General features: G+C 44.2%; 29 protein-coding genes. 27 read left to right on the top strand and 2 right to left on the bottom strand.

Annotation, left to right across the window (positions count from 1 at the left end; all coding sequences use genetic code 11):
• Nucleotides 1–24 precede the first annotated feature (24 nt).
• The 5 genes from V7O66_RS13865 to V7O66_RS13845 all read left to right on the top strand — a co-directional run bounded on the left by V7O66_RS13865 (nucleotide 25) and on the right by V7O66_RS13845 (nucleotide 5,356).
• Nucleotides 25–522 carry a hypothetical protein gene (locus V7O66_RS13865; protein ID WP_406660901.1) on the top strand — a complete coding sequence of 166 codons (498 nt, stop codon included), beginning with the start codon at nucleotides 25–27 and terminating at the stop codon, nucleotides 520–522.
• The gene (locus V7O66_RS13860) at nucleotides 446–1,783 is read left to right on the top strand and encodes a DNA-packaging protein (RefSeq protein WP_406660900.1); all 1,338 of its coding nucleotides are present in this window, start codon (nucleotides 446–448) and stop codon (nucleotides 1,781–1,783) included. Before V7O66_RS13865 ends, V7O66_RS13860 begins: the two co-directional genes overlap by 77 nt.
• A 130-nt stretch (nucleotides 1,784–1,913) precedes the next feature.
• Entirely contained in the window at nucleotides 1,914–2,231 is a 318-nt protein-coding gene (locus V7O66_RS13855; RefSeq protein ID WP_406660899.1) for a DUF427 domain-containing protein, read from the top strand.
• Nucleotides 2,232–2,921: 690 nt separating this feature from the next.
• The gene (locus V7O66_RS13850) at nucleotides 2,922–4,547 is read left to right on the top strand and encodes a hypothetical protein (protein WP_406660898.1); all 1,626 of its coding nucleotides are present in this window, start codon (nucleotides 2,922–2,924) and stop codon (nucleotides 4,545–4,547) included.
• Entirely contained in the window at nucleotides 4,547–5,356 is an 810-nt protein-coding gene (locus tag V7O66_RS13845) for a phage minor head protein (RefSeq protein ID WP_406660897.1), read from the top strand. The genes V7O66_RS13850 and V7O66_RS13845 overlap by 1 nt, the downstream gene beginning before the upstream one ends.
• Here V7O66_RS13845 and V7O66_RS13840 read toward each other — a convergent pair.
• A complete protein-coding gene (locus tag V7O66_RS13840) occupies nucleotides 5,343–5,999 on the bottom strand; it encodes a hypothetical protein (RefSeq protein WP_406660896.1) in 657 nt (218 codons plus the stop codon). The two genes, V7O66_RS13845 and V7O66_RS13840, sit on opposite strands and share 14 nt — an antisense overlap.
• A 761-nt stretch (nucleotides 6,000–6,760) precedes the next feature.
• Between V7O66_RS13840 and V7O66_RS13835 the strand changes: the two genes are divergently transcribed.
• The 22 genes from V7O66_RS13835 to V7O66_RS13730 all read left to right on the top strand — a co-directional run bounded on the left by V7O66_RS13835 (nucleotide 6,761) and on the right by V7O66_RS13730 (nucleotide 21,863).
• Entirely contained in the window at nucleotides 6,761–7,960 is a 1,200-nt protein-coding gene (locus V7O66_RS13835) for a hypothetical protein (RefSeq protein ID WP_406660895.1), read from the top strand.
• Between the two features lie 2 nt (nucleotides 7,961–7,962).
• Nucleotides 7,963–8,394: a hypothetical protein gene (locus V7O66_RS13830; RefSeq protein ID WP_406660894.1), complete on the top strand. Its 432-nt coding sequence runs from the start codon at nucleotides 7,963–7,965 to the stop codon at nucleotides 8,392–8,394.
• 5 nt (nucleotides 8,395–8,399) lie between these two features.
• Nucleotides 8,400–9,239: an encapsulin gene (locus tag V7O66_RS13825; RefSeq protein WP_406660893.1), complete on the top strand. Its 840-nt coding sequence runs from the start codon at nucleotides 8,400–8,402 to the stop codon at nucleotides 9,237–9,239.
• A gap of 2 nt (nucleotides 9,240–9,241) precedes the next feature.
• The gene (locus tag V7O66_RS13820) at nucleotides 9,242–9,451 is read left to right on the top strand and encodes a hypothetical protein (protein ID WP_406660892.1); all 210 of its coding nucleotides are present in this window, start codon (nucleotides 9,242–9,244) and stop codon (nucleotides 9,449–9,451) included.
• 35 nt (nucleotides 9,452–9,486) lie between these two features.
• Nucleotides 9,487–9,879, top strand: a complete 393-nt coding sequence (locus tag V7O66_RS13815) for a hypothetical protein (protein ID WP_406660891.1) — start codon at nucleotides 9,487–9,489, stop codon at nucleotides 9,877–9,879.
• Between the two features lie 9 nt (nucleotides 9,880–9,888).
• The gene (locus tag V7O66_RS13810) at nucleotides 9,889–10,059 is read left to right on the top strand and encodes a hypothetical protein (protein WP_406660890.1); all 171 of its coding nucleotides are present in this window, start codon (nucleotides 9,889–9,891) and stop codon (nucleotides 10,057–10,059) included.
• Between the two features lie 5 nt (nucleotides 10,060–10,064).
• A complete protein-coding gene (locus tag V7O66_RS13805) occupies nucleotides 10,065–10,229 on the top strand; it encodes a hypothetical protein (RefSeq protein ID WP_406660889.1) in 165 nt (54 codons plus the stop codon).
• The gene (locus V7O66_RS13800) at nucleotides 10,216–10,452 is read left to right on the top strand and encodes a hypothetical protein (protein WP_406660888.1); all 237 of its coding nucleotides are present in this window, start codon (nucleotides 10,216–10,218) and stop codon (nucleotides 10,450–10,452) included. Before V7O66_RS13805 ends, V7O66_RS13800 begins: the two co-directional genes overlap by 14 nt.
• Entirely contained in the window at nucleotides 10,449–11,930 is a 1,482-nt protein-coding gene (locus V7O66_RS13795; RefSeq protein ID WP_406660887.1) for a hypothetical protein, read from the top strand. Before V7O66_RS13800 ends, V7O66_RS13795 begins: the two co-directional genes overlap by 4 nt.
• Nucleotides 11,931–11,939: 9 nt before the next feature.
• Nucleotides 11,940–13,292, top strand: a complete 1,353-nt coding sequence (locus V7O66_RS13790; RefSeq protein WP_406660886.1) for a hypothetical protein — start codon at nucleotides 11,940–11,942, stop codon at nucleotides 13,290–13,292.
• Between the two features lie 153 nt (nucleotides 13,293–13,445).
• The gene (locus V7O66_RS13785; protein WP_406660885.1) at nucleotides 13,446–13,808 is read left to right on the top strand and encodes a hypothetical protein; all 363 of its coding nucleotides are present in this window, start codon (nucleotides 13,446–13,448) and stop codon (nucleotides 13,806–13,808) included.
• A gap of 599 nt (nucleotides 13,809–14,407) precedes the next feature.
• Nucleotides 14,408–14,533 carry a hypothetical protein gene (locus V7O66_RS13780; protein WP_406660884.1) on the top strand — a complete coding sequence of 42 codons (126 nt, stop codon included), beginning with the start codon at nucleotides 14,408–14,410 and terminating at the stop codon, nucleotides 14,531–14,533.
• 140 nt (nucleotides 14,534–14,673) lie between these two features.
• Nucleotides 14,674–15,075 (top strand): hypothetical protein, encoded by a 402-nt coding sequence (locus V7O66_RS13775; RefSeq protein WP_406660883.1) that lies wholly within the window; start codon nucleotides 14,674–14,676, stop codon nucleotides 15,073–15,075.
• Nucleotides 15,076–15,159: 84 nt separating this feature from the next.
• Nucleotides 15,160–15,597, top strand: a complete 438-nt coding sequence (locus tag V7O66_RS13770; RefSeq protein ID WP_406660882.1) for a hypothetical protein — start codon at nucleotides 15,160–15,162, stop codon at nucleotides 15,595–15,597.
• A gap of 12 nt (nucleotides 15,598–15,609) precedes the next feature.
• A complete protein-coding gene (locus V7O66_RS13765; protein ID WP_406660881.1) occupies nucleotides 15,610–15,981 on the top strand; it encodes a hypothetical protein in 372 nt (123 codons plus the stop codon).
• Nucleotides 15,981–16,892 carry a hypothetical protein gene (locus V7O66_RS13760; protein ID WP_406660880.1) on the top strand — a complete coding sequence of 304 codons (912 nt, stop codon included), beginning with the start codon at nucleotides 15,981–15,983 and terminating at the stop codon, nucleotides 16,890–16,892. The genes V7O66_RS13765 and V7O66_RS13760 overlap by 1 nt, the downstream gene beginning before the upstream one ends.
• A 9-nt stretch (nucleotides 16,893–16,901) precedes the next feature.
• Entirely contained in the window at nucleotides 16,902–17,384 is a 483-nt protein-coding gene (locus V7O66_RS13755) for a hypothetical protein (protein ID WP_406660879.1), read from the top strand.
• Between the two features lie 121 nt (nucleotides 17,385–17,505).
• On the top strand, nucleotides 17,506–18,474 hold the full coding sequence (locus V7O66_RS13750) for a hypothetical protein (RefSeq protein WP_406660878.1): 969 nt from the start codon (nucleotides 17,506–17,508) through the stop codon (nucleotides 18,472–18,474).
• The gene (locus tag V7O66_RS13745; RefSeq protein WP_406660877.1) at nucleotides 18,471–20,027 is read left to right on the top strand and encodes a hypothetical protein; all 1,557 of its coding nucleotides are present in this window, start codon (nucleotides 18,471–18,473) and stop codon (nucleotides 20,025–20,027) included. The genes V7O66_RS13750 and V7O66_RS13745 overlap by 4 nt, the downstream gene beginning before the upstream one ends.
• The gene (locus V7O66_RS13740; RefSeq protein WP_406660876.1) at nucleotides 20,027–20,632 is read left to right on the top strand and encodes a hypothetical protein; all 606 of its coding nucleotides are present in this window, start codon (nucleotides 20,027–20,029) and stop codon (nucleotides 20,630–20,632) included. Before V7O66_RS13745 ends, V7O66_RS13740 begins: the two co-directional genes overlap by 1 nt.
• A 2-nt stretch (nucleotides 20,633–20,634) precedes the next feature.
• Complete coding sequence (locus V7O66_RS13735; protein WP_406660875.1) at nucleotides 20,635–21,438, top strand: hypothetical protein; 804 nt, start codon at nucleotides 20,635–20,637, stop codon at nucleotides 21,436–21,438.
• Complete coding sequence (locus V7O66_RS13730; RefSeq protein ID WP_406660874.1) at nucleotides 21,438–21,863, top strand: lectin MOA-related protein; 426 nt, start codon at nucleotides 21,438–21,440, stop codon at nucleotides 21,861–21,863. The genes V7O66_RS13735 and V7O66_RS13730 overlap by 1 nt, the downstream gene beginning before the upstream one ends.
• Nucleotides 21,864–21,913: 50 nt before the next feature.
• On the opposite strand, the gene V7O66_RS13725 is transcribed toward V7O66_RS13730, so the two are convergent.
• A complete protein-coding gene (locus V7O66_RS13725) occupies nucleotides 21,914–23,254 on the bottom strand; it encodes a hypothetical protein (protein ID WP_406660873.1) in 1,341 nt (446 codons plus the stop codon).
• Nucleotides 23,255–23,942: the final 688 nt, after the last annotated feature.

Raw genomic sequence — 23,942 nt, 5'->3', positions numbered from 1 at the left:
AAACCCGAATAACGGCGAATCAACATGGCAATAAATAAAATCACAAAGTACGCGCTCGAATCAAGAGCTGTTGAACTCAGAAGTAAAGACAAGTCACATGCTGAGATTGCCCAGACACTGTCATCCGAATCGAAGCAGGATATTGCAACGTCCTCCGTGCAGAGGTTCTTTGCTTCACATGAGAAAGCCAAGGTCCAAGCAGTTGAGAAGAGTGACAAACTCAAGGCCAAGGTAGCAGAGGCAGAAATTAACACCATCGATGAAGCCATGGCATGTATCGATGAGCTCAAGGATATCTGCAAGAAGGCTAAAAAAGAAGGCGATTACCGCACTGCAGTCCAAGCAATCGAGAAAGTCTACACCGGCCTTGACATCATCAACAAAGTCCTCGGTAAATACCAAACCACACCACAAGTCCAATTCAACTTCCAGGAGGTGAACATCGATGCAACGAGAGATAAGGTCGTTAGCCGAATCAATAGCATTGCTGCCAGAATCGGAACGAACGAAGATTCTGAGTGAACTCACCGATGAGGAAATTGTTCAACTGGAATATGACTGGAAGTTCTGGGCCCGTCAGAACCAACTCGAACCGGATGGAAAGTGGCAATACTGGATGTTGCTTGCCGGGAGAGGTTTCGGTAAGACGAGATGTGGAGCTGAATGGATCAGGGACAGGATAGAATCCGGTAAGGCCAAGCGTGTTCATCTGGTTGCTCCCACCGCTGCAGATGCCAGGGACACCATGGTTGAAGGTGACTCTGGATTGTTGGCAGTATGTCCTCCCTGGAACAAGCCAGTGTACGAACCATCAAAGAGAAGGTTGACCTGGCCGAATGGTGCAGTTGCCATGTTGTTCTCAGCCGAGGAACCTAACAGGTTGAGAGGTCCCCAATGTGACACTGCCTGGTGTGATGAAATTGCCGCGTGGAAGTATCCCCAAGAAACATGGGATATGTTGCAGTTTGGCTTAAGATTGGGAGATGATCCTAGGTGTGCTATCACCACCACACCAAGGCCCATTCCCTTGGTTAAGGATATCCTGAAGAATCCTGTAACAGCAGTCACAAAGGGTAGTACATACGACAATGTATCGAACCTCGCTCCTGCATTTGTGGATATCATCATCAGCAAATATGAAGGTACGAGGTTAGGCCGGCAAGAGCTCAATGCTGAGATACTTGACGACAATCCTGATGCACTCTGGCAGAGGAAAGACATTGATGACAATCGAGTATCCAAAATACCTGACCTCATTAGAGTGGTCGTCGGTGTGGATCCCGCAGCTACATCAAAGGACGGTTCAGATGACACAGGTATTGTCGTTGCAGGGATTGACAAGAACAAGCATGGATACATCCTGGGTGACTATACATGCCATGTATCACCGAAGCAGTGGGCACATGAGGCCATCTCAAGCTTCAACAAACACAATGCTGATCGGGTAATTGGAGAGACCAACAACGGTGGTGAGATGGTCGAGCATACCCTGAGAACAGTTGATTCAGGGATCCCATTCAAGGCTGTTCATGCATCGAGAGGTAAACAGACCAGAGCTGAGCCGATATCGTCCTACTACGAACAGGGTAGGATACATCACGTTGGTTCATTCCCTGCACTCGAGGACCAGATGTGTGATTGGATCCCGGGCGAAGGAAAGAGCCCCGATCGAGTGGATGCATTGGTGTGGGCTTTGACTGAGCTGTTGCCTCCGGAGAAACCTAGAGCAAGTGTTCCGAGATTCTCAGCGGGATTTGGTGTTAGTGGTGGGATGAGAATATGATAAAACGTTAATCCACAAAAAAACGACATCGGTGACATTCATTCAAACATTGTTCGTCTAAACCAAAACAGGAATAGATATATATCCATGAAAGTATTCACTTTCCTTATCATCTAAGAAGTGATTTAAAATGGTTAGAGTTACACGAAAAGTTACTTTGAATGGCACATTGCTTGCTAAAAACAACAGAACTGTCCTTATAGAAGGAAAGAACTATTTCCCGCCTGAATCAGTAAATATGGAATATCTCAAAAAAAGTGACACAAAAACAACTGTTCCTGGGATGGGAGAACTCAGTTACTACGACATTGTAATTGATGGTGAAGTCAGCAAGGATGCAGCATGTTATTTTGCCGAGACTAATCCCGAAGCTCTTAAAAAAATCGGAAAGGATTATCAGAATTACATATTATTTGGAAATGATACTAAAGAAGAAGTGAGCATATAAGTTTCTTCTTTACTTTTTTATAGCCACGGTTGATAATTAGCGTTTATGTATTGATTTTAATCTTTTTTTGGTGCCTCAAACTCATCGACGTCTCTCAATCATCAAATATCGATTGTTTTTTAGATTGGTGTTAGTGGTGGGATGATGGCGTGAACATGTGCAAATACATTATCTCAATATGGATCATGTAGTGCCATATAGCGTGGACAGAGCTTGAAGTCTGGAGTCAAGCAGTATTTATGCATGTCATCAGATGAAGGTTTGTAAAGTTCTCCAATCCCACACCAACCCTGGGAGAGATCGTAATGATCACCAATTTTGATTCCGGAGTAGTATATACATTGCATATATTAATTTGTGTTTTTACTCATATTATTTTGTTATGGTCGGCTCTTCAAAAAAAAAGATACATGATTTCGATTAATATAAACACTTGGTAATATATTAATAAAAGATTGGAACAGATATATATTAATATCACGGCGTTAACATATCATATGGGGCATGTGAGTTCTTTTACATGGATGTACCACCACCCATAAAATCCCCAGTTAACATGCCTCTTGCATTTTTCAACTTTCCTTTTTATACTCACTCCACTGAAATCACTGTATGCAACTCTTCTCAACTATCCTCAATCGATTATCATCAACTAAGCCTACAAATACTCAACCAGCTGTGGGCGCATACATGGGCACGGATCCTTATGATTCCTATACCACGACCCTGAAATGGATCACCGAAACCAAGGCCAAACTTCCAGATGGTTCCAGCTTTGAGGTAACATCCTCGATGAGAGATGAAGCATTCAATGTGGATCCTCTTTTGAAAGGTACCATCACTCCATTCCTAAAGAACACCATTCTCGGCAGCTGGCACATTGAAACCACCGATGACAAGAAGTTCTCTCCTGCAATTGAAGAGATCAAACAGTTCATCCAGGACCTTGATCTTGTAGATTGCTTCCGGGAAGACTTCATTGATTACGGTATCAAACATGGGCACTCGTACAGGAGAATCGATTATGAAGGTGATTCCGAAGAGATCGACCAGCTCTCCCCCCTGGACAATTCCACCATCACCACCTATCGTGACCCATGGGACACATCAATCGTGGCATATCACCAGAAGATCTTCATCAACGATGCATGGTCGGATTCCACAACAACCACAGAACACAATTCCTGGTTCATCCCGGGCGGGAAAACATACATTGAAGGTGGCCTACAGGTAGCAGGTGCAAGGGCCATCTGGGAAGAGGTCAAATCAAAGTACAATATCACAGATGTAACTGGCTTGAGAGTAGATTCATCTGACCGTATCATAGCCATGCATAGGGTTGAACCTGGAGAACCTGCACCGATTGATTCTGCTGTTCTTGCCATATGGCTCAAACGTCTACTCCTGACCAACTCTCCCAACATCATATTCCGAGTGCTGTCTCCATTCGTTCATATCAAGAATGGTGTCCTTATCGAGACCACTGTAGATGGAGAGAAGCAGCTCATCACCAGTGTACCCCAGCAACCACCTGAAGATATGGCATCCACTGACCCAGAGCAGTACAGTTATCTGAATTCTGCTTACAATACATGGGTCAAAGGTGTCAAATCAGCTGCAACGAATATCATATCCTGCCTGAAGGACGGTGGTGTGTTCAGTTCAGGACCTGATACTTCCCTGGAAGTGGTCGAATCTGGTCGCACGGTCCCTTCCGACTTCATCAAAACCATGCTAGACATTCTGGATGAGGAGATTGGTCAGGCATTTGGTTTCCCTGTATCCCTGGTCAAAGCGAATGGTTCTGAACTTGCAACCTCAAGGACCATCCTGGAACTCTTCAACACAACATATGCAAGGGTAAGACAGGATTACCAATCTGTTGCAGATGAACTGATACGCAAGCACTTCGAGGGTAAGTCATGGACATTCGAACTTGAGGATGAGTCCGGCGAATTCACCTTTGAGGATATCCAATGTAAGTTCATCCTCGATGTAGCTGATGTGAAGGACCAGTTGAAGATTGCACAGGCAAAACTGCAGGATGCTAAGAGATTGCAAATCATGAAACAGGTGGGTGCATCCCAGAAGGATATCCAAACTGCAGCTGAACAGGCAGGATTTGGTGTCCTGGATCTCGACAACTTTGATAATGTTAACAATACTCCAGCTGTTCCGTTCGGTGGTGGTTCAGCAACCTCCGTTCAAAGTACCATAGAGGATTTAGAACCGAGTGAACAAGATGATGGTGGGCTGGCAAAGACATTGATGAAAGCATATGAAGAAGCTCGTGCAGCTATGAAAGGTCTGATGTAATGCCACCTGAACTCCCTGATCCGGAAACAATTGACAAGCAAGTGGACCAGATAGTCCTCACTATAACTGCCTCACAGTCCGATGCACTTGTGGCTGGTATCACAGCCTATTACAAGGCAGGTTCGGACGATGTCAGGCCATCCACTCGGTTGACCAACGTTCAGAAGAATGCTATCAAGAAACTCTCAGCTGAACATTTTGGATACATCTCAGAGTTCAATCGTAATGTCGGTGAGCAGATCAAGGACAAATCCAGGGATCTACTCAAGCAGGAGAAAGGATACAAGGAGATATCCGAAGAGGTCAAGCAATACGCTGAAGATGTCTTCTCTGGAAACGAGAAAATCACTATCAACAATGTAGGCAAGACCCGTAAAGTCATTGAAGTGGGAAAAGATGGCACTCTCAGAAAGGTTGAGAAGACAATCACACGTCCTTATGTCACTAACACTCAGGCTTATTCTGATATGTTATCCAGAACAGCTACACACACTGCGTGGGAGCAAGGCAGAGCTTCAGAGTATCAGAGAATGGGGTTCAAATTTTGGAGATATGTGTGCGTTTGTGACTCTCGTTCTCGTGCTGACCATTGCGCATTGAGTGGTAGCGTATTTGAATATGGAACACCAGAATCAGATATGGCATTTGAGATGATGCACTCTCCGAATTGCAGGTGTAGACAAGTGATATATTTTTCAGATGACGAACTTGATACACCTCCCTCGGTATTCGAAGAGATGAAGAAAAATGCAGGATTAGAATATGATGAAGAAAAGGGATGGATATTCAAAACCCCTAATCCCGCCTGACATGCATCAGTATTGAGAACATCAGCAGCAGTGTCAAAGCTGAGAAGCCTGGTGTTGAGTTGTTAGCTTCTTCAGTTGGCATATCGATATCACTTGCTTCTTGTTCAGTTATTACACGCAATGAGCCACCATTATCTACTTCATATGGTGCTTCAACATCTTCATGTGGAATTTCCACATACTCAAACACAACGGGTACATTTTCAATACCCACTTTGTTTGCTTCTTGTTCAATTATATTATACAACGCATTTAATGTGTTTTCATCAACATCTGAACCTTTCAAAATTTGAAACTTTATATATCCATTGTAATTATATCCCTGACCGATTACAACGCCATCTAGAGAAGCATATTTCTCAATTATTTCATCTCTTGTATTTTCCCCGATTTGCTGATACCTGTCAAATAAAACTTCCCTCTTTATTTCCGTATCTACAATCAGCATTTTACCCCTTGCTTCTATGATGTTTGGATTATTTTTTACTTCACCCAATTCGTTAACATCTATTCCTGAAGTAAATATGACTTCTTTTTTAGCCTGTTCCCGTGCCTCGTACATTTCCATGAGTTCGTCAAATTTTTGGTCGAATTCCGAACTGTTGTTATCTACCGCAGTAACGATGCCTATACTTGCTAACAAAAAAACAAATAAAACGATTGCTGTATATGGTTTAATGTATCTCACTCCCTTTATTTTGGATCAGCATCTTAACTCATCAAAAGTTAATCAAGTTCCATATTAACTAATTATTTTTTAGTAAATGATAAAGATTGTTATTCATTCATAGACAGCATCCAGTGCCAAAAATTAAGTAAAAACAAGACAGTGCATTAAATGGTTCTACATGAACCTCGGCAGGCGTGACAAAGTCTTCTTACACTAAACCCCATGCCTGTCGACCCCCTTTTGTCAATGATCACATCAACTGCAAAGTTGTTCACTTTGAATGAATCGCCCAAAGTGCACTCAAAACAAGCATTATAATGAAGAAAACAATTCCCAATGTCACATTTTCTGATAAATAGACAATCACACTAGTAAGCACCAATGCCATCGGCACAGTCATGACAGATAAAGCTTTCATAGCAACAGTCACACATTCTTAAGATATAACTATATCGACTTCGAATATTGAGTATGTTGTATATCGTGGTACGCCATTTGCTATAGTATTTGATTTTGTCAGATTCCAATTAATGACGGGTCTTTATAAATTTTTTAACTACTTTTTAAAATCGACAAACTTTAATATGACTGTGCTAATTAAAGCCCAGAGGCATGCAAGCTTTTTTAAGTGTATACACACTACCCCACTCTCCCACAATACATTTCCCAATTCACATGCCTCGTTCCTCTCTTTTCAACTTTCCTTTTTATACTCCAGAGTCTGAAATCAGAGTATGATAATTTCAACTGTTCTATCTGATAAACCAATCATATCCGGGGACACCGTCACCCTCCCCATTGTAAAAGCAGGCACCAAAGCTCGAGGAGCAGATGGCAAGATATACACCATTGTTCAAGATGCTATAAACTCAAGTGCGGAAACTTTCACCGGTGGTACAATTTCGATAAACCACCGAGTCAGAGAAGAGGGAAACATTATCAAATCGTGGCAGGAAGGCGATACGATAATGGCAACGGTAGGTGGCCTCACCCAGAAGTGTGTTGATATCGTCAATTCTCCCGCTTACAATGGTGTGTCCCAGGAATCAATCAATGCCACTATTACCGATGGTGGGGAAGTCGTGAAGCTGCAGGGTTCGGGATTGGCTTTTGTAATCTATCCTGAGACCCCTGGATGCCCCCTTGAAATGGGCTGTGGCATCCCCATTGCTTCTTCTATTGCAGCCGTAAGCGATGACGAAGACCGCCATGACTTCGATGTAGCTGCCAAAAACAACGCAGGCAAGCTTGTCAAAATCCGTGAAATATCTGTCTACGTATGGGGAGATGATTGTACTGACGAGGATATCCTCAAGACCAGAATCATCAACGAAGCCATGTTTATTGGGCCCGGAGAGTTCCTGATATTTGACAGGGACGATAATCTTTCTCTCGGTGATGAGATCCAGAGCGATCTCGAACCCATGCATAATGTTACTATCACAATCTCGATGTTGTCGAGTTTCAACTTTCCTTTATATACTCATAACCGAAAACTTGAATCAAATACTCCTGGAGGAGTGAATATCGCCGACGACGTAACACAAAAACTTGAATCAACCATCTCTGAACAGAAAACAGAGATTGAAAGTCTCAAGTCCACAATTGGAGATCTCCGTCAGGAGCTCAAGGACAAAGAAGGAAAGCTTGAGAGTACCGTACAGGCAGCTGTAAAGGCAGCTATGGAATCACGTGATCAGCAGCTTAAGGAACAGTCCGATATGGATGCTGCTATGACAGAACTCAAGAGCTGCATGGGCGAAGAAACGATGACAGAGTTCCTCAAGGCAGAGCCCAGTGTCGCTGTCATCAAGAGTACCATCTCGGCTATTAAGGCAGAAGCTGGCAAGCAAATCGGTGCATCCGGTGGCCAGCAGCTCAATTCCACAGACGACGGTGGAAGTCTCTCAGGTCTTTACCTTGGAGGTGACTAAACATGGTCGAAACCGGATATAAGATTACAGAAGATCAGATCATAACTCGGGTTGCTGAAGGTGCAATTGCCTTTGCAGATGGTGCTTGGTATGCTCCTGTAATCGAAGGTACTTCCACGGATCAAATCAAGGCAGCCACTGACTCTGCAGCAACAGTTGTTGGATTCGTTAAGAAACCCACTGAGAAAGACTCCATTGAAGACGGTGATGCTTGTAGTGTAGTTCTTGTGGGCCTTATCAAAATTCCCGCAAACGGTGCAGTGACTATCAATGACTTCTTGGAAGTTCATTCTACAGTCACCCAGGTTGCTACGCTCACACCAGATACCACATCTGCAGCAACCTTGCTCGCTGATCTCAAGAAGTGCGTGGCAATTGCCAAGTCAAGTCAGGCCGCAACAGGAAACATCTGGGTACAGATAGGAAGGAGGTAAAAACCATGGCAGTACTTACCCTCGAAGAAAAGAGAAAGATCAGAAAGAACATCATCGGTGTAGCTGAGACAAAGCTCGTTGCAAGGAAGATCCTCTCACCACTCGGTGTTGACAAAGGTGCACAGGAGTTCGGATACGATAAGCTCACCGACATGGCCGATGCTGAGATTATCAGCAAGTTCTCCCCTGGAAGCAAGGACACCCTGAACCTGACTAGGAAAGCAAAGGGCATTCCAATTCTCCACAAAGGATACAGTCTTTCCAGAATTGATATGTTCAGTTCCAAGAGGCTCAAATCCGCATCACAGGACAGAGCAACCAAGAAGGTAGCCCGTCTGGAAGATGACATTATTATCAATGGAGATTCCACCTTTGGAATAGATGGTCTTGCAGACATTTACAACAACGCTGTGACCGCTGGCCAGAACTGGGGGTCCGGAACACTCACCGACGACCAGAATCCATATCAGGACATCGTCAACCTCAAAGCAACCATCGAAACCGATGGATTTGACTGCCAGTTCATAATGCTACACCCTACCAATGCAGCAGAAGCGCGTAAGAAAGTCCCTGGTGCAGCTGGCACATGGATGGAAATGATCAAGGAGGAAGTTCCAAACATTCTTGTCACTCCATCTGTGACTGAAGGAACCATCTATGGTGGAGACATCGGAGCAGACGTAGCAGAGCTTGTCATTGCCGAGGAGTTCAAACTTCTGGATCCAAACAACCCTGACCAGATGGTCTTCGACTTCGATATTGTGGACCGTGTTCTTCCAATGTACTACGAGTACGGAGACACTGCCGGCAAATCAGATGCATTTGGTGCCATTACAGGAGCATGAACATGGCTGCTGCAAAGAAGGTCAAGCTTGAGCTGACCATTGGTACTCAGATGCTTGGCAATGGTGACATCTTTCACAAAGGGGATGTGTTCGAGACCGACAAAGCAACTGCTGAAATACTGATCAACTCAGGACATGCAGTAGAATACACCGAACCCATTGAGGAGAGTCCTGAATCAACGGTGGATGAAGCTGGAACGCCTGAAGAGTGACCAAATGGTCACAGCTTCTTTTTTGAGGTGAACTGATGTCCCTGATCACCAAGCAAGATGTCGAAGATGAACTGCAGCTGTCCCTCCCCACCGGATACACAGATGCAATCATCTCAACGATTGCAGATACTGCAGAAGACTGGCTCAAGATCAAGACCAACAGGACATCGTTCACAGGTTCAGCAGCTACTCTTGCAACGAAGTATGTTCTGTTCAAGAGCATTGACCAGCTGCTGACCACAAATCCGGATCTTGTCAAGACTGACGTTAAGAAGATCTCAGAAAACGATGCCAGCGTGGAATTCTTTGATACTGGCAGGAAGCTCAAAGACTATGCAGCTGAAGCCGAGAATATCCTGAAGCAATTGGTGATAAGACCAACTGGCTCCCGATACAGCTACGCAAATGATTCTACGTTCTACAATTAGGAGGACATTATGATCTCAGATACAAAGACAGCCATCGGTGCAATTGGTGGAATAATAGCCATCACTGCTGTTGCAAGCTATTTTGGTGCAAGTGTGGAAACAACTCTTGTCACCGGCGCTATAACTGCAATAGCAGCCTTGGCAACCCCTGGAGCATCCGGAAACAAATCAGAGGAATGAAAAACATGTCTGTGGGAGAATGCTGCGGAGGATGTGGATTCTATAAACCCATGCTAGTAACCGAGGGATTTTGCAGATATTCGGCACCTGTTGCTGGACATGGTTTCCCCATTGTTCCACATGACAACTGGTGTGGACAGTTTAAGGAGAAAGAGCATGCCAGAACATGACCTCATAATGCAGATCAATAACGACATCAAGGACATCTGCAGGGCAGTCGGAAGAATCGAGCAGAAGGTAGACAATTCAATTCATTCGAGTCAGAAGCACTGCGATGATTTCGAATGTCTCGAAGGCAGGGTCACAACGCTCGAGCGTAAGCAGTGGTATCAGGCCGGGTTCGCTGGTGGGGTTGCACTGATTGCATCATGGATAATGGGAGTGTTCAGATGACCGTCAACTACACAAAAACTACCTGGGCAAATGACAGTGCTCCATATCTCAACGAGACCAATCTCAACAACATAGAGACTGGGATCGAGAACTGTGCTAATGAGATCAATACTCATGAAGCAGACATTGATATTCATTTTTCTGCACTTGAAAGGACAAAACTCTCCGGAATCGAACCTGGTGCCCAGGTCAATCCCACTGCAACTGAACTGCTCGCATCCATCAAAACTGTAGATGGCGCAGCAAGTGGTTTGGATGCTGATACTCTCGATGGCAACCATGCATCTGCATTTGTCCTGGCAAGTGAGATCTCAAACTATCTGAACAAGGTCACAGACACTCTGGACGATATCCCGGATGGAACGACCTATGTCAAGTCTGAGAACAACTTCACTGATACTCTTCTATCCAAGCTCAATGGTATCGAGAGCAGTGCTACAGCCGACATGACAGGCAGTGAGATAGTCACTGCCATCAATGCATCAGTGGGAATCCTTGACGATGCCAGGATAGCTGCGAGCATTGCCAGGGATATTGATGTCACATCTGCCATCTCTTCACATGCTGCAATCACAACTGCCCATCATAGCAATTCAAATGATCCTACATCAGATGAAAAGGCTGCAATGTCAGGAGCGGCATTACCCAGTGCCACCAATGTCTTTGCCACCATGGATGATATGGCCTCTGCTGGTGTGGGTGACATGCTCAAATCAATCTACGATAGCAACGATGACGGCAAGGTTAATTCTGCAGATTCAGCAGACGCAGTACCCTGGACAGGGATAACAGGCAAACCCACTGAGTTCACGCCTGAAAGTCATACTCAACTGGCAAGCACAATAACTGATTTTGATACAGAGGTTTCCAATAATACCGATGTGGCTGCAAATACGACCCACAGAGCACTCTCTAACAATCCACATTCAGTCACCCTGGAACAACTGCTCTCAGGTGCATCCCATGGAGATGTCATATACTTCAATGGCACCAGCTGGACAAAACTCGCAGCCGGAACAAGTGGTAATTATCTCAAAACTCAGGGTGCAGCAGCCAATCCCCTCTGGGCAGCTGCTCCCAGCACAGAACTATCCGAGGACACGACCCCTGTACTGGGTGGAAATCTGGACTGCAGTAGCAAGAACCTGACGGGTGCAAAAGTTGTCACCACCACTGCAGAACACGACAATGGGAACAGCAGTACTGCCATCACAATTGACCAGAACAACGGGAACTACCAGAAGCTCACCCTCACAGCAGCATGTTCCATAACCCTGACAGGGCTGGACTGTGCCGGACTCTCCCTTAGACTTGTACAGGATGGCACGGGTAGCAGGACAGTTACATGGGTAAGTACTATAAAATGGGCAGGAGGTTCAGCTCCCACTCTGAGCACAGCTGCAGGAGCAGAGGATATTATTACCCTGCAGTACAGGAACGGCGCGTGGTACGGCGGTGCAAGCCTTGGTTTCAGTTGAGGTAATATAATGTATGGCAATGAAATAGTCGCACTACGCGGTCCAAATCACAAGGTATTCGCACATGCCGACGACCCTAGCAAACAGATAATGCAGATCCATGCAAAACCAATTCATTACAAAAACATTGCCTCCGGTATCATGGAAGACATTGATCTATCATTTCAGGACAATGGTAAAGACATGATATCTAGCAAGAACATGGTCAGTGTTGGTTTCCGCAAGGACGGTAATCCTCAAAAATATATGGGAATCCGTGCACACAACGACCACGGGCAACAGTTTGAACTATCTATTTATTCTGCAACAATTAACAGTATAATATTGCCGCTTGCTGGTTTTCGTAAGGTATCACTGGATACAATCGAGCAATGCATTATCAACCACGAATTAAGCGATAATGTGGGATTCCATACTCAAGTGCATGAAGCGTTTGTGCAGACAGCAATAAAAACAGAGTACCCCGTATCTGATTTTAGTATATCGTTCGAGGTTCATCTTACAGGATGGAATTGTATAAACGAGTATGACGATGGTAGCAATTCGTATATAGAAAACGAGTATGGGCGCTTTGTTTTTGTATCATCGGATGGGACGAAGTTGTGGTTTGAACGTCCGAGCATGTGGACAGATAATGAACACATGGCTAGGGGAATCGACCACAGGCTAGAGGTCAGTGGTAAGAAATTCATATACTCCAAAACCGCGAACGATATGGGTAGGAAATGGCTGCAAACTGCCAACGCTCCGTTTTTCATAGACGCGTCTATACATTACGCAGATACCAGAGACGGGATGTCGTATATCGCCAATGCATTGTCGTGGACAACAATACGGGATCAAGCAACACCGAGCGCCGCATTTAATGACATAGTGAACAATGGGAACTCAGCCGAGGCAAAATACGCCGCCCCATTTTATGCGTTGTATCGGAGTTGGTTCTGGTTCGATACGTCGGCAGTAACCGGCACAGTGGATAGCGTATCTCTTTTTTTATACGGGTACGGGCTAGCTGATTCTGACGTATGTGCCATGAAAAGCATACAGGATGACGTGTTGGCTAACTGGACCATGACGGCGTTCACTGGCAGTGAATACGGACATGTTACATGGGCACTGTCACAATACAACGAAATTGTGTTCAACAGCACCGGTATAAGTGATATCAACACCAGTGGCGATACTAAAGTTTGTATACGAGAATACACTCACGATTATCTCAACTCATCACCGACTACCAGATACGCCAACGGATGTTACTATTCCGATAATACAGGAACAGATTATGATCCATATCTAGAAATTGTGATAAGTACAGGTGTGACAGAAGATGCATTATACATGGGTTTTGTAATCGTGTAGTGGTGATACTATGACCTGCACCCTCACCCCGTCCGAATCCAAAACACCTTCAGCGACACTTGTACCTTGTCAAAGCATTCTTTATCCCGATGAAACACAACGTAATTCTCCACTTAAGTCATCATTCAGACTGATCAGACCACAGGAGGCAACATGAGCTTTGATCTCTTTGACTATCCAAGAACCATCACAAAGGTAGATGTCACTGAAGGATACACCAACCAATCTACAGGAGAGTGGGTTCCGGAAAGCACCATTGAAACTTCAATTAGTGCACATATCACCGATATTAGTCTGAAGGAACGTCAATATCTGGATGCAGCTGTCCTTGAGAAAGGTGCCCGGAAACTAAGCTGTGAATCATCTGCAGGTGTAGTCGTTGGTGACAGAATAAAGATCACTGAGGAAGATTCCAGTGAGACTGAGTGGATAGTCAACTCCAAGCTATCTGAATCCAGTTTGATGAAGCAGTATGTGAATGTATCCAGATCCACATTTTTGCTGGTGAGGAAATGACTCAGTTAAAAGAAGTTTACAGATTAGCCTTGCTCTGGTCTTTGTTTTCTAGCTCTTCTGCCTCTTTTTCTTCAATTATTTCTTTTACAATCTTCATGTAATCCTTTTCTTCATCTTCCATAATAAATAACTCTTATTTTTTAGTGCTCAATTAATGCACATGACATATATAGAGTTTTCACTCCTCCATAAGTTTATAGAAGTGAAAAAGGCGCATGCTTAGCATTTCTAAGGCCAAAACTGATATATTGATTAATTGCAAATATTCTTATTATTAGGGGGATCTAAAAACGGACATTCAAAAAACGTTAGATAAATCTGTACCATTTGTAATGCTATTGCTCATTATTTCAGTGATTGCTAAATGGAATTATTTAGGAATCATTAGTATGGGATACCTATACGCATGGGCTATTTTTGAGCTTTTTACAAGTGACCAATAATAATATATTATTGAGTGTCTTATACTGATATTGATAATGTCATTCGTTTGCCGACGAGATAATGAATTAAGAGTGTGCACGTCAGAGTGTGAAAATCGCTCATTATGTGAACAGCAGCGCCTTTCTCTTTTAGTGTACTCCAACAATGTTTCATGCATGTCTCCGCGGCAGACCGAGGATGATATCCCAATAATGATATTCTCCAGTATCGAAAGCCATTCTGACTCCTACATCAACGAGATTGCAAAACATGACCGAGATTGTATCAATAAATTGCCATAATCCAGACTGTGACAACTTTATCCAAATGACACGGACTCAAAAACGTAAGTTCTTCTCAGTTTACTATCTCAAATACGGACAGGTTGTTCTGCCGTATTGTTCCAAAGAATGTCAAAACAAGCATATGGAGGAGTTGCAAGGTGTTAGATGTTGATGTGGATGATACCGGGGTGCTGAAGTCCCTGGACAAACTTGGAAAGGATCTTGACAGGAAGATTCCTACCAAACTTGAAACGGTTGGTGTGTTCCTGGAAGGAAAGATGGTTGAGAAGATTACCTTTGGATTGCAGCCGGTATTGAAGCCAAAAACAATTGCAAGGAAGAAGAGTTCCACACCGCTGATTGATAAAGAAGAGCTTATGGGACAAATTGATCACTTAGTGAATAAGGATTCCGTTGAGGTCGGTGTATTCGGTTCTCGTGCTCCGATTGCTAAACATCATGAGTTTGGAGCTCCGAGGGCGAATATTCCGGAGAGATCGTTTATGAGGTCTGCTTTCAATGAGAATAAGAAGCAGATTAAGAAGATAATGAAAAAATAAGTTTCAACTTTCCTTTATATACCACGCCACCAGAACTCCACTTGCAGAGAACCTGCATTCTAATCGCAAGTGGAGCACCCACCCATGGCAAGAGCAATCAGCAACACTCAAAAGAAGGCTATTTTCACAGAGCTTCCTGCATCCGTTACGTTGGATACAACCACCATCAATGCATCAAAGATCTGGTTCAATCAGGAAGTAACTTCTCATCCTACTATCACGTTCAACATTTCCAATGATGGTCTGGCCTCGGATATCCGGGACGTTTCTGACGGGGTACTCTACTACGAATGCACTCTGACTCTTCATATCCTCACCGAAAACCAGGACGGCTTCAACGGTGCAACCATAGCGGAACAGTTTGCAGCTGATATTTGCGCTGAAATCGAGTCCTGGACAACTCCACTAACCTCAGATGTTCGTATTTTCAATCCTGATTCTGACATCAAGAGCATTGGCAATCTTGGATATGTAGATGAAGAATTCGATTACGTAATCTCAGTTACTTTGTACCACTCATAAGGAGACACATCTATGCCGACGACAATTGAAATACCAGACACACAAGGGGACACTGGACCCACTGAAGTTGAGGTCCTGACATCCCAGCTGCAGATAGCAGAAGCCAAGATCATCGAACTCAAGGCACTCAATAAAGGACTAAGTGCCGAGAATGACGAACTCCGTACACTCATCAATGACAATGCACAGGCACAGCAGATACTTGCAACGGCTGCTGCTGCAATATCAGATGAGATTGACGAGAAACAAACTGCAATTGTGGATATCCCTGAAGGATTGTCCCACAAAGAAGTTGCAGTGCTGAAAGATGCCAGGCAGGCAGAGATTGATGAGCTTGTAACCAAACAAGAAAAACTCAAGGTGTACATCAGAGGTGAGATATAATGGCAGTAATTGATGGCCGAACAGTAAAGTGGGCTGAGTTTGTAGATGAATCCGTCATGGGAACAACTCCCACCAATCCAACTATGAACGCATTCCCTGGGGAATTGATCGATGTTGATATTCAGTCGGGTGCCGAATTTGACAGTTACAAGATTCTGAAAGGTGCAACGGATTCAGATCCACTTAGTTGTGGAAAAACTGTCAAGACCGGGGAAACACACCAGGTCACGATAACCGCAAAGGTATCAGCTTTGACATGGCTTCCTTACGCACTGCTGGCTGCAACCACCTCCACATATGCACCGGGGGTAGTTCCACATTACATCAGTATTGGCATTAAATCAGGAGACGATTACTGTGTGCTGAAAGGAAGCATACTGAAGAGTGCTGTATTCGAGATTCCAGATATGAAGACATCAGGCACACTAACTCTCACTTACATCTGCCAGGATAGATCTGACTGGTCAAGCACTGACTACATTGGCACAGGATCACATGCAACCGCTCCTTCTGCAACCGCATACACCATGAGCGATCTTTCAAGTGTTCTCTATGACGGCTCTGCTCCAAGTGTATCCGATATACTCATAGAATCGGTCAAGTTCTCCATCGAGAACGATATTGAACCTGTTACTGACCTATCGGAAACAGCACCGAGTAAGATCGGTGATTATGCATTCCTCTCGCGAAGTATTCAACTGGACATCAGCATGACCATGATGGCAATGGGAGCACACGATGATCTTCTCAGCTCAAGTGACCATACACTTGCTTTCACACTTGATTCAAAGACACTGACATTCAGTGCGATCAAGTGGGCCAATGCTCCATCTGTAAAGGCTGGACCAGCTGCTAAGGTTGGCATGTCACTGACCTCCGATGGTGAAGCAACCAGACTTGCAATTGCATGAGGTGAGTAGATGGAATACATGGGAATCAAAATATACGCAGAACCTCGCCACGGATCAGTAAAGAGAGTACAGAAACTCAAAAACCAGTGGTATGTAAAGAACCTTCCACTCACACAGCTGGACCAGAGCATGAGCATTGCAGATGCCATCCAGAAGAGTATGAGTGATAATCTGGAGTTGCTCATCGAGTTCCAGGACTTCCTTGAAACTGCAGATGATTATCAGAACATCATGCTGGCAACTACACTCACCTATGATGATATCCTGCAGTTGGAAGATAAGTTCACAACCAAAGAGTTCCAGGAACTTATTGAGGTATGCAAAAAGGCAACCGGTGGTGTTGGTGATTTTTTCGGAGAATCGTCTTCAGATACCAACTCGAAGACACCTGCTCCAGAACAGATGAATCCAGACTGTACGAGCTCACCCGACCAGCATGGTGGTTCCACTCTCGGGTCGATTACGCCTACGATGGAAAACAATGTGAGCTGACCGAACTGAATGATTTCATCCTGTGTGAGAACATGCACCTGTCACAAGAACAACTGGATATGATGGCATATGAGAAGGTCCTGCAGTGGTCAATCTTCATGAGTAGGAGAGGTGGACAGTAATGTATGTTGGAAACATTCACCTACCGGCCATAAAAACGTTCAAACCCGGGGACGTTAAGAGGGCCATAGAAGCCATAGGTGGCCTTGGTCACCGTGGCTATGTACCAGCTGAGTTTGTGGCAGAGCTTCCTATAGTAGAGCTCTCCGGCCATCTCCTGCAGAAGTATGGTGGTTCAAGGACCCTGCAACAGTACAAGGAAGATGTTGAAGCTCTGGCTCAACGGCGAGTGGGATACAATCATGTTCAGAATGTCAAGGGTCGTTCCGGGTGGGTATCTGTAACTGGTGTAGATGTAGATGATGATGTGGGTGAACTCTGGCCAGTATCAGTTGCAGGATTGTGGTTTGATGAAGCACAGTATAAGGTTGAATATAGCTCGAATCCAGTTACCCGTGCAAATGATTGGTCGATTACAGGTATCTATGATCAAGCAACCGTAGAAGCAGCTGATGATGTACAGTGTTTTGATGGTACCATGGGGATATTCTCAACTCATCATGTCTTCAGTGGGAATTGTACTATCAAAAACGGAATGTATCAAGTGATCCTGTCAGAGAATACAATATCCATCTACTATTGGAGTGGTTCAAACTACACAATAATTGATGATTTCTCGGGTGGCACGCACGACAGGATCACTGTGATTGAGATTAATCAAGATGTTGTGAAGTGCAAGACATCTAACGGCACGGAAGTCACTGTTGAACGTGGTCGTGTACCCCACATACTTACAACCACTGATGTGTCCTGCACCTCGCATGTACCCTCTGATCAGAGCGCATCATTGGACAATTATTTAATTTTGGGGGAAGGACTATATGTATGTTCCGATTTGAATTTTTCAATTTCTGATGGAACTATTGATGCTGGGAATTTGTGGATATTCCATGCTGAGAGTGAGGTGGAGAGCGTTGCTCATGGGTGTTTAGTGAAGAGCAATTTGAAAAGGCAGGTGGTGAGTAGGTGACAGGAGAAACAATCGAAAAACTCGTAATCAAAATATCTGCAGATATCGAACAAGCACAGCGAGAACTCAACGAAGCGAAAGCATCTATTAAGAAAATGGGTGCAGAAGCCGAGAGCACTGGCAACAGGATGCAATCATCTGGTCAGAAGATGACAGCTGCGTTGAATGCCGTGAAGATTTATGCAGTTGCGGCTGCTGCTGCCCTTGCTGCAATGGGGTACAAGGCCATAACTGCAGCCGGGGATGCTGAAGAAATCCGCAACAAGTTCGAAGCCGTTTTTAAGGACACTGCAACCGGTGCAGAAGCATGGGCAGAAACATTCTCTAATACAGTGGGGAGATCCACACTGGAAACACTGCAGTACTTGTCCACATTCCAGGACACATTTGTACCATTGGGGTTTGACCGTGATGAAGCATCCGAACTATCTGAACAGCTGGTTCAACTATCGGTGGATCTGGCATCATTCAACAATGAACTTGATACTGATGCCATAGCGTCACTGCAGTCTGCACTTGTGGGAAACCATGAGACCATGAGGAGATATGGTGTCATCATAACCCAAGCCACTCTTGATCAGGAACTTCTAAACATGGGCATTGCTGGAGGTGTGCAGAAGGCCAGTGAGATGGAGAAAGTTCAGGCAAGGCTGAACATCATCATGGGTTCCACCACAGATGCACAGGGAGATGCAGCAAGGACAGCAGACTCATATGCTAATCAGATGCGTGCACTGAAGGGCAACATTGCAGATGTTATGGCAGAAGCTGGAGACGATGCAATGGACGATCTCACCGATACCATCATAGAGTTCAACGAGTGGGGAACATCTGGAGGATATGATAACATAACCATGTTCCTGGGAGATGTAGCATCTCTTGCAGCAGATGCAGCGAAGGGAGTCGCTATACTCACGCAGACATTTACGGATTTATATGGAACATTTGTTGCGGAAGGAACACTGCCTGAGCAGATGGGAACGAGTGGAACGCTCTCAGAAGGTGGCATTCTGGATTTGAGCGGCATGTCAAACGAACAAATGACTGACATATACAAGCAGCTCGGCTTCAACGAAGACCAGATATCGCAGAAGCTAGAACACCGCAATCAACTGATAGAAGCCGGTAAGAAAGGCATTGAAGAGCAAGTTGATGCAGTCAATCAACTAAAAAATGTGTCAAGTTCAATACCAGACTGGGCAGGCAAATCCGATTACGTCCGCTCAAGAATGGAAACAACCGGTACCAAGAACTTGGATGAACTCATGTCAGTTGATATATCTGCTCCCGAAATACCAACCATCCAAAGCGTCACCCAAGCCGCCAAAACACCCACAAAAACAGATACACCCATGGTATCCCTGGTCGACATCAACAGAAACGGCTTCAACTCACTTGCATCTAAAATGGATGGGGTAATCCAAGCGGTTCAGAGTATCCAGATAAGTTCTCCATCTGGAAGTAGTTCTGGTGTTAGTTCAGATGAAGTGACAGCTGTTAGAAAAGCAACTGCAGTGAATGACATAATCAAAGTCACACCGAGGTGGTTGTGATGGGATTCCGGTCATATCAAAAACTATATGCACAAAACATGCCTGACTCCAAATTCACGTGGGGTGGTATAACATATGGTAAGATGTTACATCTGTCTGGGGAAGCTGTGCCGGATAGTGTGAGCGTATCCACATATACACAAATTTATGGAATGGGCAGCTCATCATCTCATGTAGTGTGCATTGATCAAGACTATATTCTACCATATCCATTTGACATAGTTTCTGCACTGGATGGAACCATTTCGGGAACGTTCAAGGTGTCTATTTATGGGTATGGTGATGTCGAGGTGAGTAAAGCAGAACTGTCATCCATAGACATACAGATGTTCGCAATAGATTCCGATGGCAATTCAAGGGAGCTATGTGATCAGCAGACTGTATGGTCTGGGGACGAAACGGCAAACGGTGGGGAAACAATCACAATTGCTGCAATGTATTGGTTCTCAATACAGGAAGAACTCTACACCGGGGAACGCTTGATGTTCAATATTCAGCTCACCGGATATTCAGGCGGGTACACTGGTAACATACTTGCATGGATGCGGTTGTATCATTCAAAAAATACTGATGAACTTTCTGTTACTCTTCCGCTGGTGGTGTGAACATGGCAACAATCTATCCTAATATCATCTATCACGCAGATACCGAGACTGAAATATTCATCGATACTCTACAAAGTATCGGGAACCCACGCAATGCAGATGTGGTCGAATACACAAGTGCGGTCGATGGTAAACCAAAATCTTTCACGCGGTCCCCTGGACAAAGAGCATTGATGTTGAATGGCAAGATATCCACCGAAAATGAAAACACTCTCCGGAGACAATTGGATTATCTCATTGGTGAACAAGTCTACATCATGCTCGGTGCTGAGAACCTCGCCACCCTGGCAAAGATAAGATCATATAATTTCAGTAAGGCAGTCGGGACCTATACACCACTAACACTGGATGTAGTGTGTGATGGTTCGTCCGAGGGAACACACTGGAAGGGTACAGACTATTATAGTGCATCAAGTTCCACCCCAATTGACGATGCAGATGCAACTGGTGGACGGTGTATGAGACTGTACAACACAGGTAGCTCCGTCAAGCAGAGAATTGCACATAGTGCATGGCAATTACCAGAGGGGAACTACACATTGTATGCCAGGGTAAAAGACCAGTTTCAGGTTACAGATGATATCAAACTGCTTGTCCGGAACTATACAGATGGGGCCGACATTGCAAGTGCAACATTCACGGCTGAAGCAGATGATTACTTCAACCCCATATACAAAATAGTCGTTCTTGATTTCACAATAGACGGCAGTGATGTGGGTGATAGGATGGATATCTCAGTCATCAAGAACACAAGTAATTCAAATGATGTGTATCTCGATTATATGGGATTTGTGAGGAGAGACTGATGATTCAGGAACTGCTCAAGCATCTCCTGCCAGTACCCAAGCAGAGATCAACTGCCAGAATCTATAAGACTGACATCAACAAACTGCTCAAGGGTATTCCTGAAACAAAGATATCTGACTCCAATTACAAACTGGTTGATGTTAAGCAGCTCAGGAAGTTCCTCCGGAGGAATCTCTCAAGTGCCAGAGTATACAGAAAAACAGTCCACGATTGTGATGATTTTTCATTCATCCTCATGGGAGATGTCACCAGGTGGGATTCAGACCTTGCATTTGGGATAGTGTGGGCTTACAAACCAGATGGCGAGTATCATGCTTTGAATGTTGCAATCGGTACTGATCGTAGGGTGTGCTTGATTGAGCCTCAGAATGATAAGGTCATTCGGGATGTCGGGGGATGGGATTTGCGGTTTGTGATGATGTAGATGAGCAAGGATATAGCCAAAAAAAAGAAAAATGTTCGTTTTTAATTCTTTTAATTCTTCCTTATTGCAATTATTCCTAATATTCCTAGCAGACAAGAAAGTATTACAATTCCAAATGGTGTAAGCGTTGGGACAGGAGTTTCTATTTGTGATTCGGACATCACAAATCGAATTGGGCGGTCTTCTGACCCTATATCGAGAGTACCATCACCATCGAAATCATCGACAATCTCACGAACCGTCTCAAGGCCAGCAGTATCATTACTCTGAACTCTATCATGTAGGTAGCCTACCCAGTTTTTGCCGCCAATTGTTCCGCATTCGAAGACGCGAACAGCGTGACCACCATCGTCTCCCCATTGCCATACTAATTCGATATCTTCTCCTGTCTTAATCTGGTCGCAGATAAACTCGAAGGTCACCTTATCTCCTTCATCCTTTGAGATAATTCCACTGCTTTCAAAATCACCATCCGGTAGTGCTTGATTGGGTGGAGTACCCCAGCCCCGTCCCTGATGTTTATGAACGAGATCGTCTTCCAGACCATTCTTGGCCAAGTATGCAAACTTACCTTCAAGCATTGGTGTGAACCACACACCTCCACCGTTATTACGGGCCGGAGCGAAGCGATCTACTTCCGTATCTAATTGTCCGACTAATGTGTTGTCCCCTTTCAAACCCAATTGATGATCATTTGGAATGTTAATTTCAAACCGGTTTTCAAGATACTGTAAACTATTAGCGACTGCCATTGGGAAGCACTGGTTTATGGCTGCTTCGACATTAACAGCATTTGGCTGCGTATGCCATGTATTCGGATTGTTGCCTAATACCAGATTGCCCCCCGGAGCAGATGGCATGTCCGGTGATGCTGAGGTGATTTGCGGCGCCTCTATTGAACCAATACCTGCGGCGTTCCATAGGGCAGTCCCTACTGGAAAAACGCCCCGTTCACCGTCGCCGAAAGTGATCTGTGGATCTGGTGTGAATTCGATGTGGGCACTAAGTAGATTCACATCTGTTGGTACTTCCAGGCCAAGGCTGAAGTACGATACGACTGGACTAGTTTCATCATCCACGTTTATAGGTAGATTCTGTACAACCCATCCCGCGTCGGAAAAGATGTTCAAATAGCCACTGGTTATGCCGGTTGCTTCGGCTAGAATTTCAGGGTCTATGCTAACCCTCCCCCAATCTGAATTTTCAACAGGTGGAGCGGGTGGCAAGAAATCCACTTGCTCGAATTCGATACCTTGCTCTGGCTGTATTGTCATTACATCTGCAGATGCAGGTAGTATACTAACTATGAAGAAAAGTCCAACTGCCATAATCACGATTGTTGTAGCAAGAACTTGTGCTGCAGTTCTTTGCATAGTTTTATTTCTTTTCATTCAATTTCCCTCCTTTTCACATTATGTAAGAAAACAATTACAATGTAACATGTATTTTTTGAAACCATGTTTCTAAACTGTGTTTCTAATAATCATTACATCTTATGAAAGTGAAAAATACATAATGTGGCAATGGCTACAAAAAATCGTTTAATCGTTACTACCATAGAGGATTTCTACAGAGCCCCATATTTCACTTCCTTTATTATGGGTTCTTGGAAACATAACATTTTTACAATCAAAGCAGTTCCCCAAACTTCTCCAGACACTTCGTGGGAAAATTAAAGGTTGTGATGATATAATCATCTAATACTGCAAGTCCAGCAACTAAAACAATGCCTAACATCATTAGAAGACAGAGAACAAAAAACAGCTTAGAAAAGAGACATCTTTACTACCACCCTTTATAGATGCCTCCTCTCCTAAATTTGATATCTTTTCGGATATCTGATCTGATGAGCCACTCCCCGACCCGCAATAATCAGTATGTTAGTTTCGTATTTAAAATTATTTTTTTTATATTAATATATATAATACAGTCAAAATTAACATAATTCAATTTCAGATTACAGAATACAAAAAAGAAAGTTGTAATAGGCATGCGAGTTGGGGAGTGGGGTTAGTGTGGGAGTGGGGTTAGCGTATATACGCTTACAAAAAAGCTCACATGCCTCTGGCACTACATATT

The organism is Methanolobus sp. ZRKC3 (assembly GCF_045291275.1).
In the GTDB taxonomy this organism is placed as follows: Archaea; Halobacteriota; Methanosarcinia; order Methanosarcinales; family Methanosarcinaceae; genus Methanolobus.
This window is presented reverse-complemented; position numbering and strand designations above follow the sequence as displayed.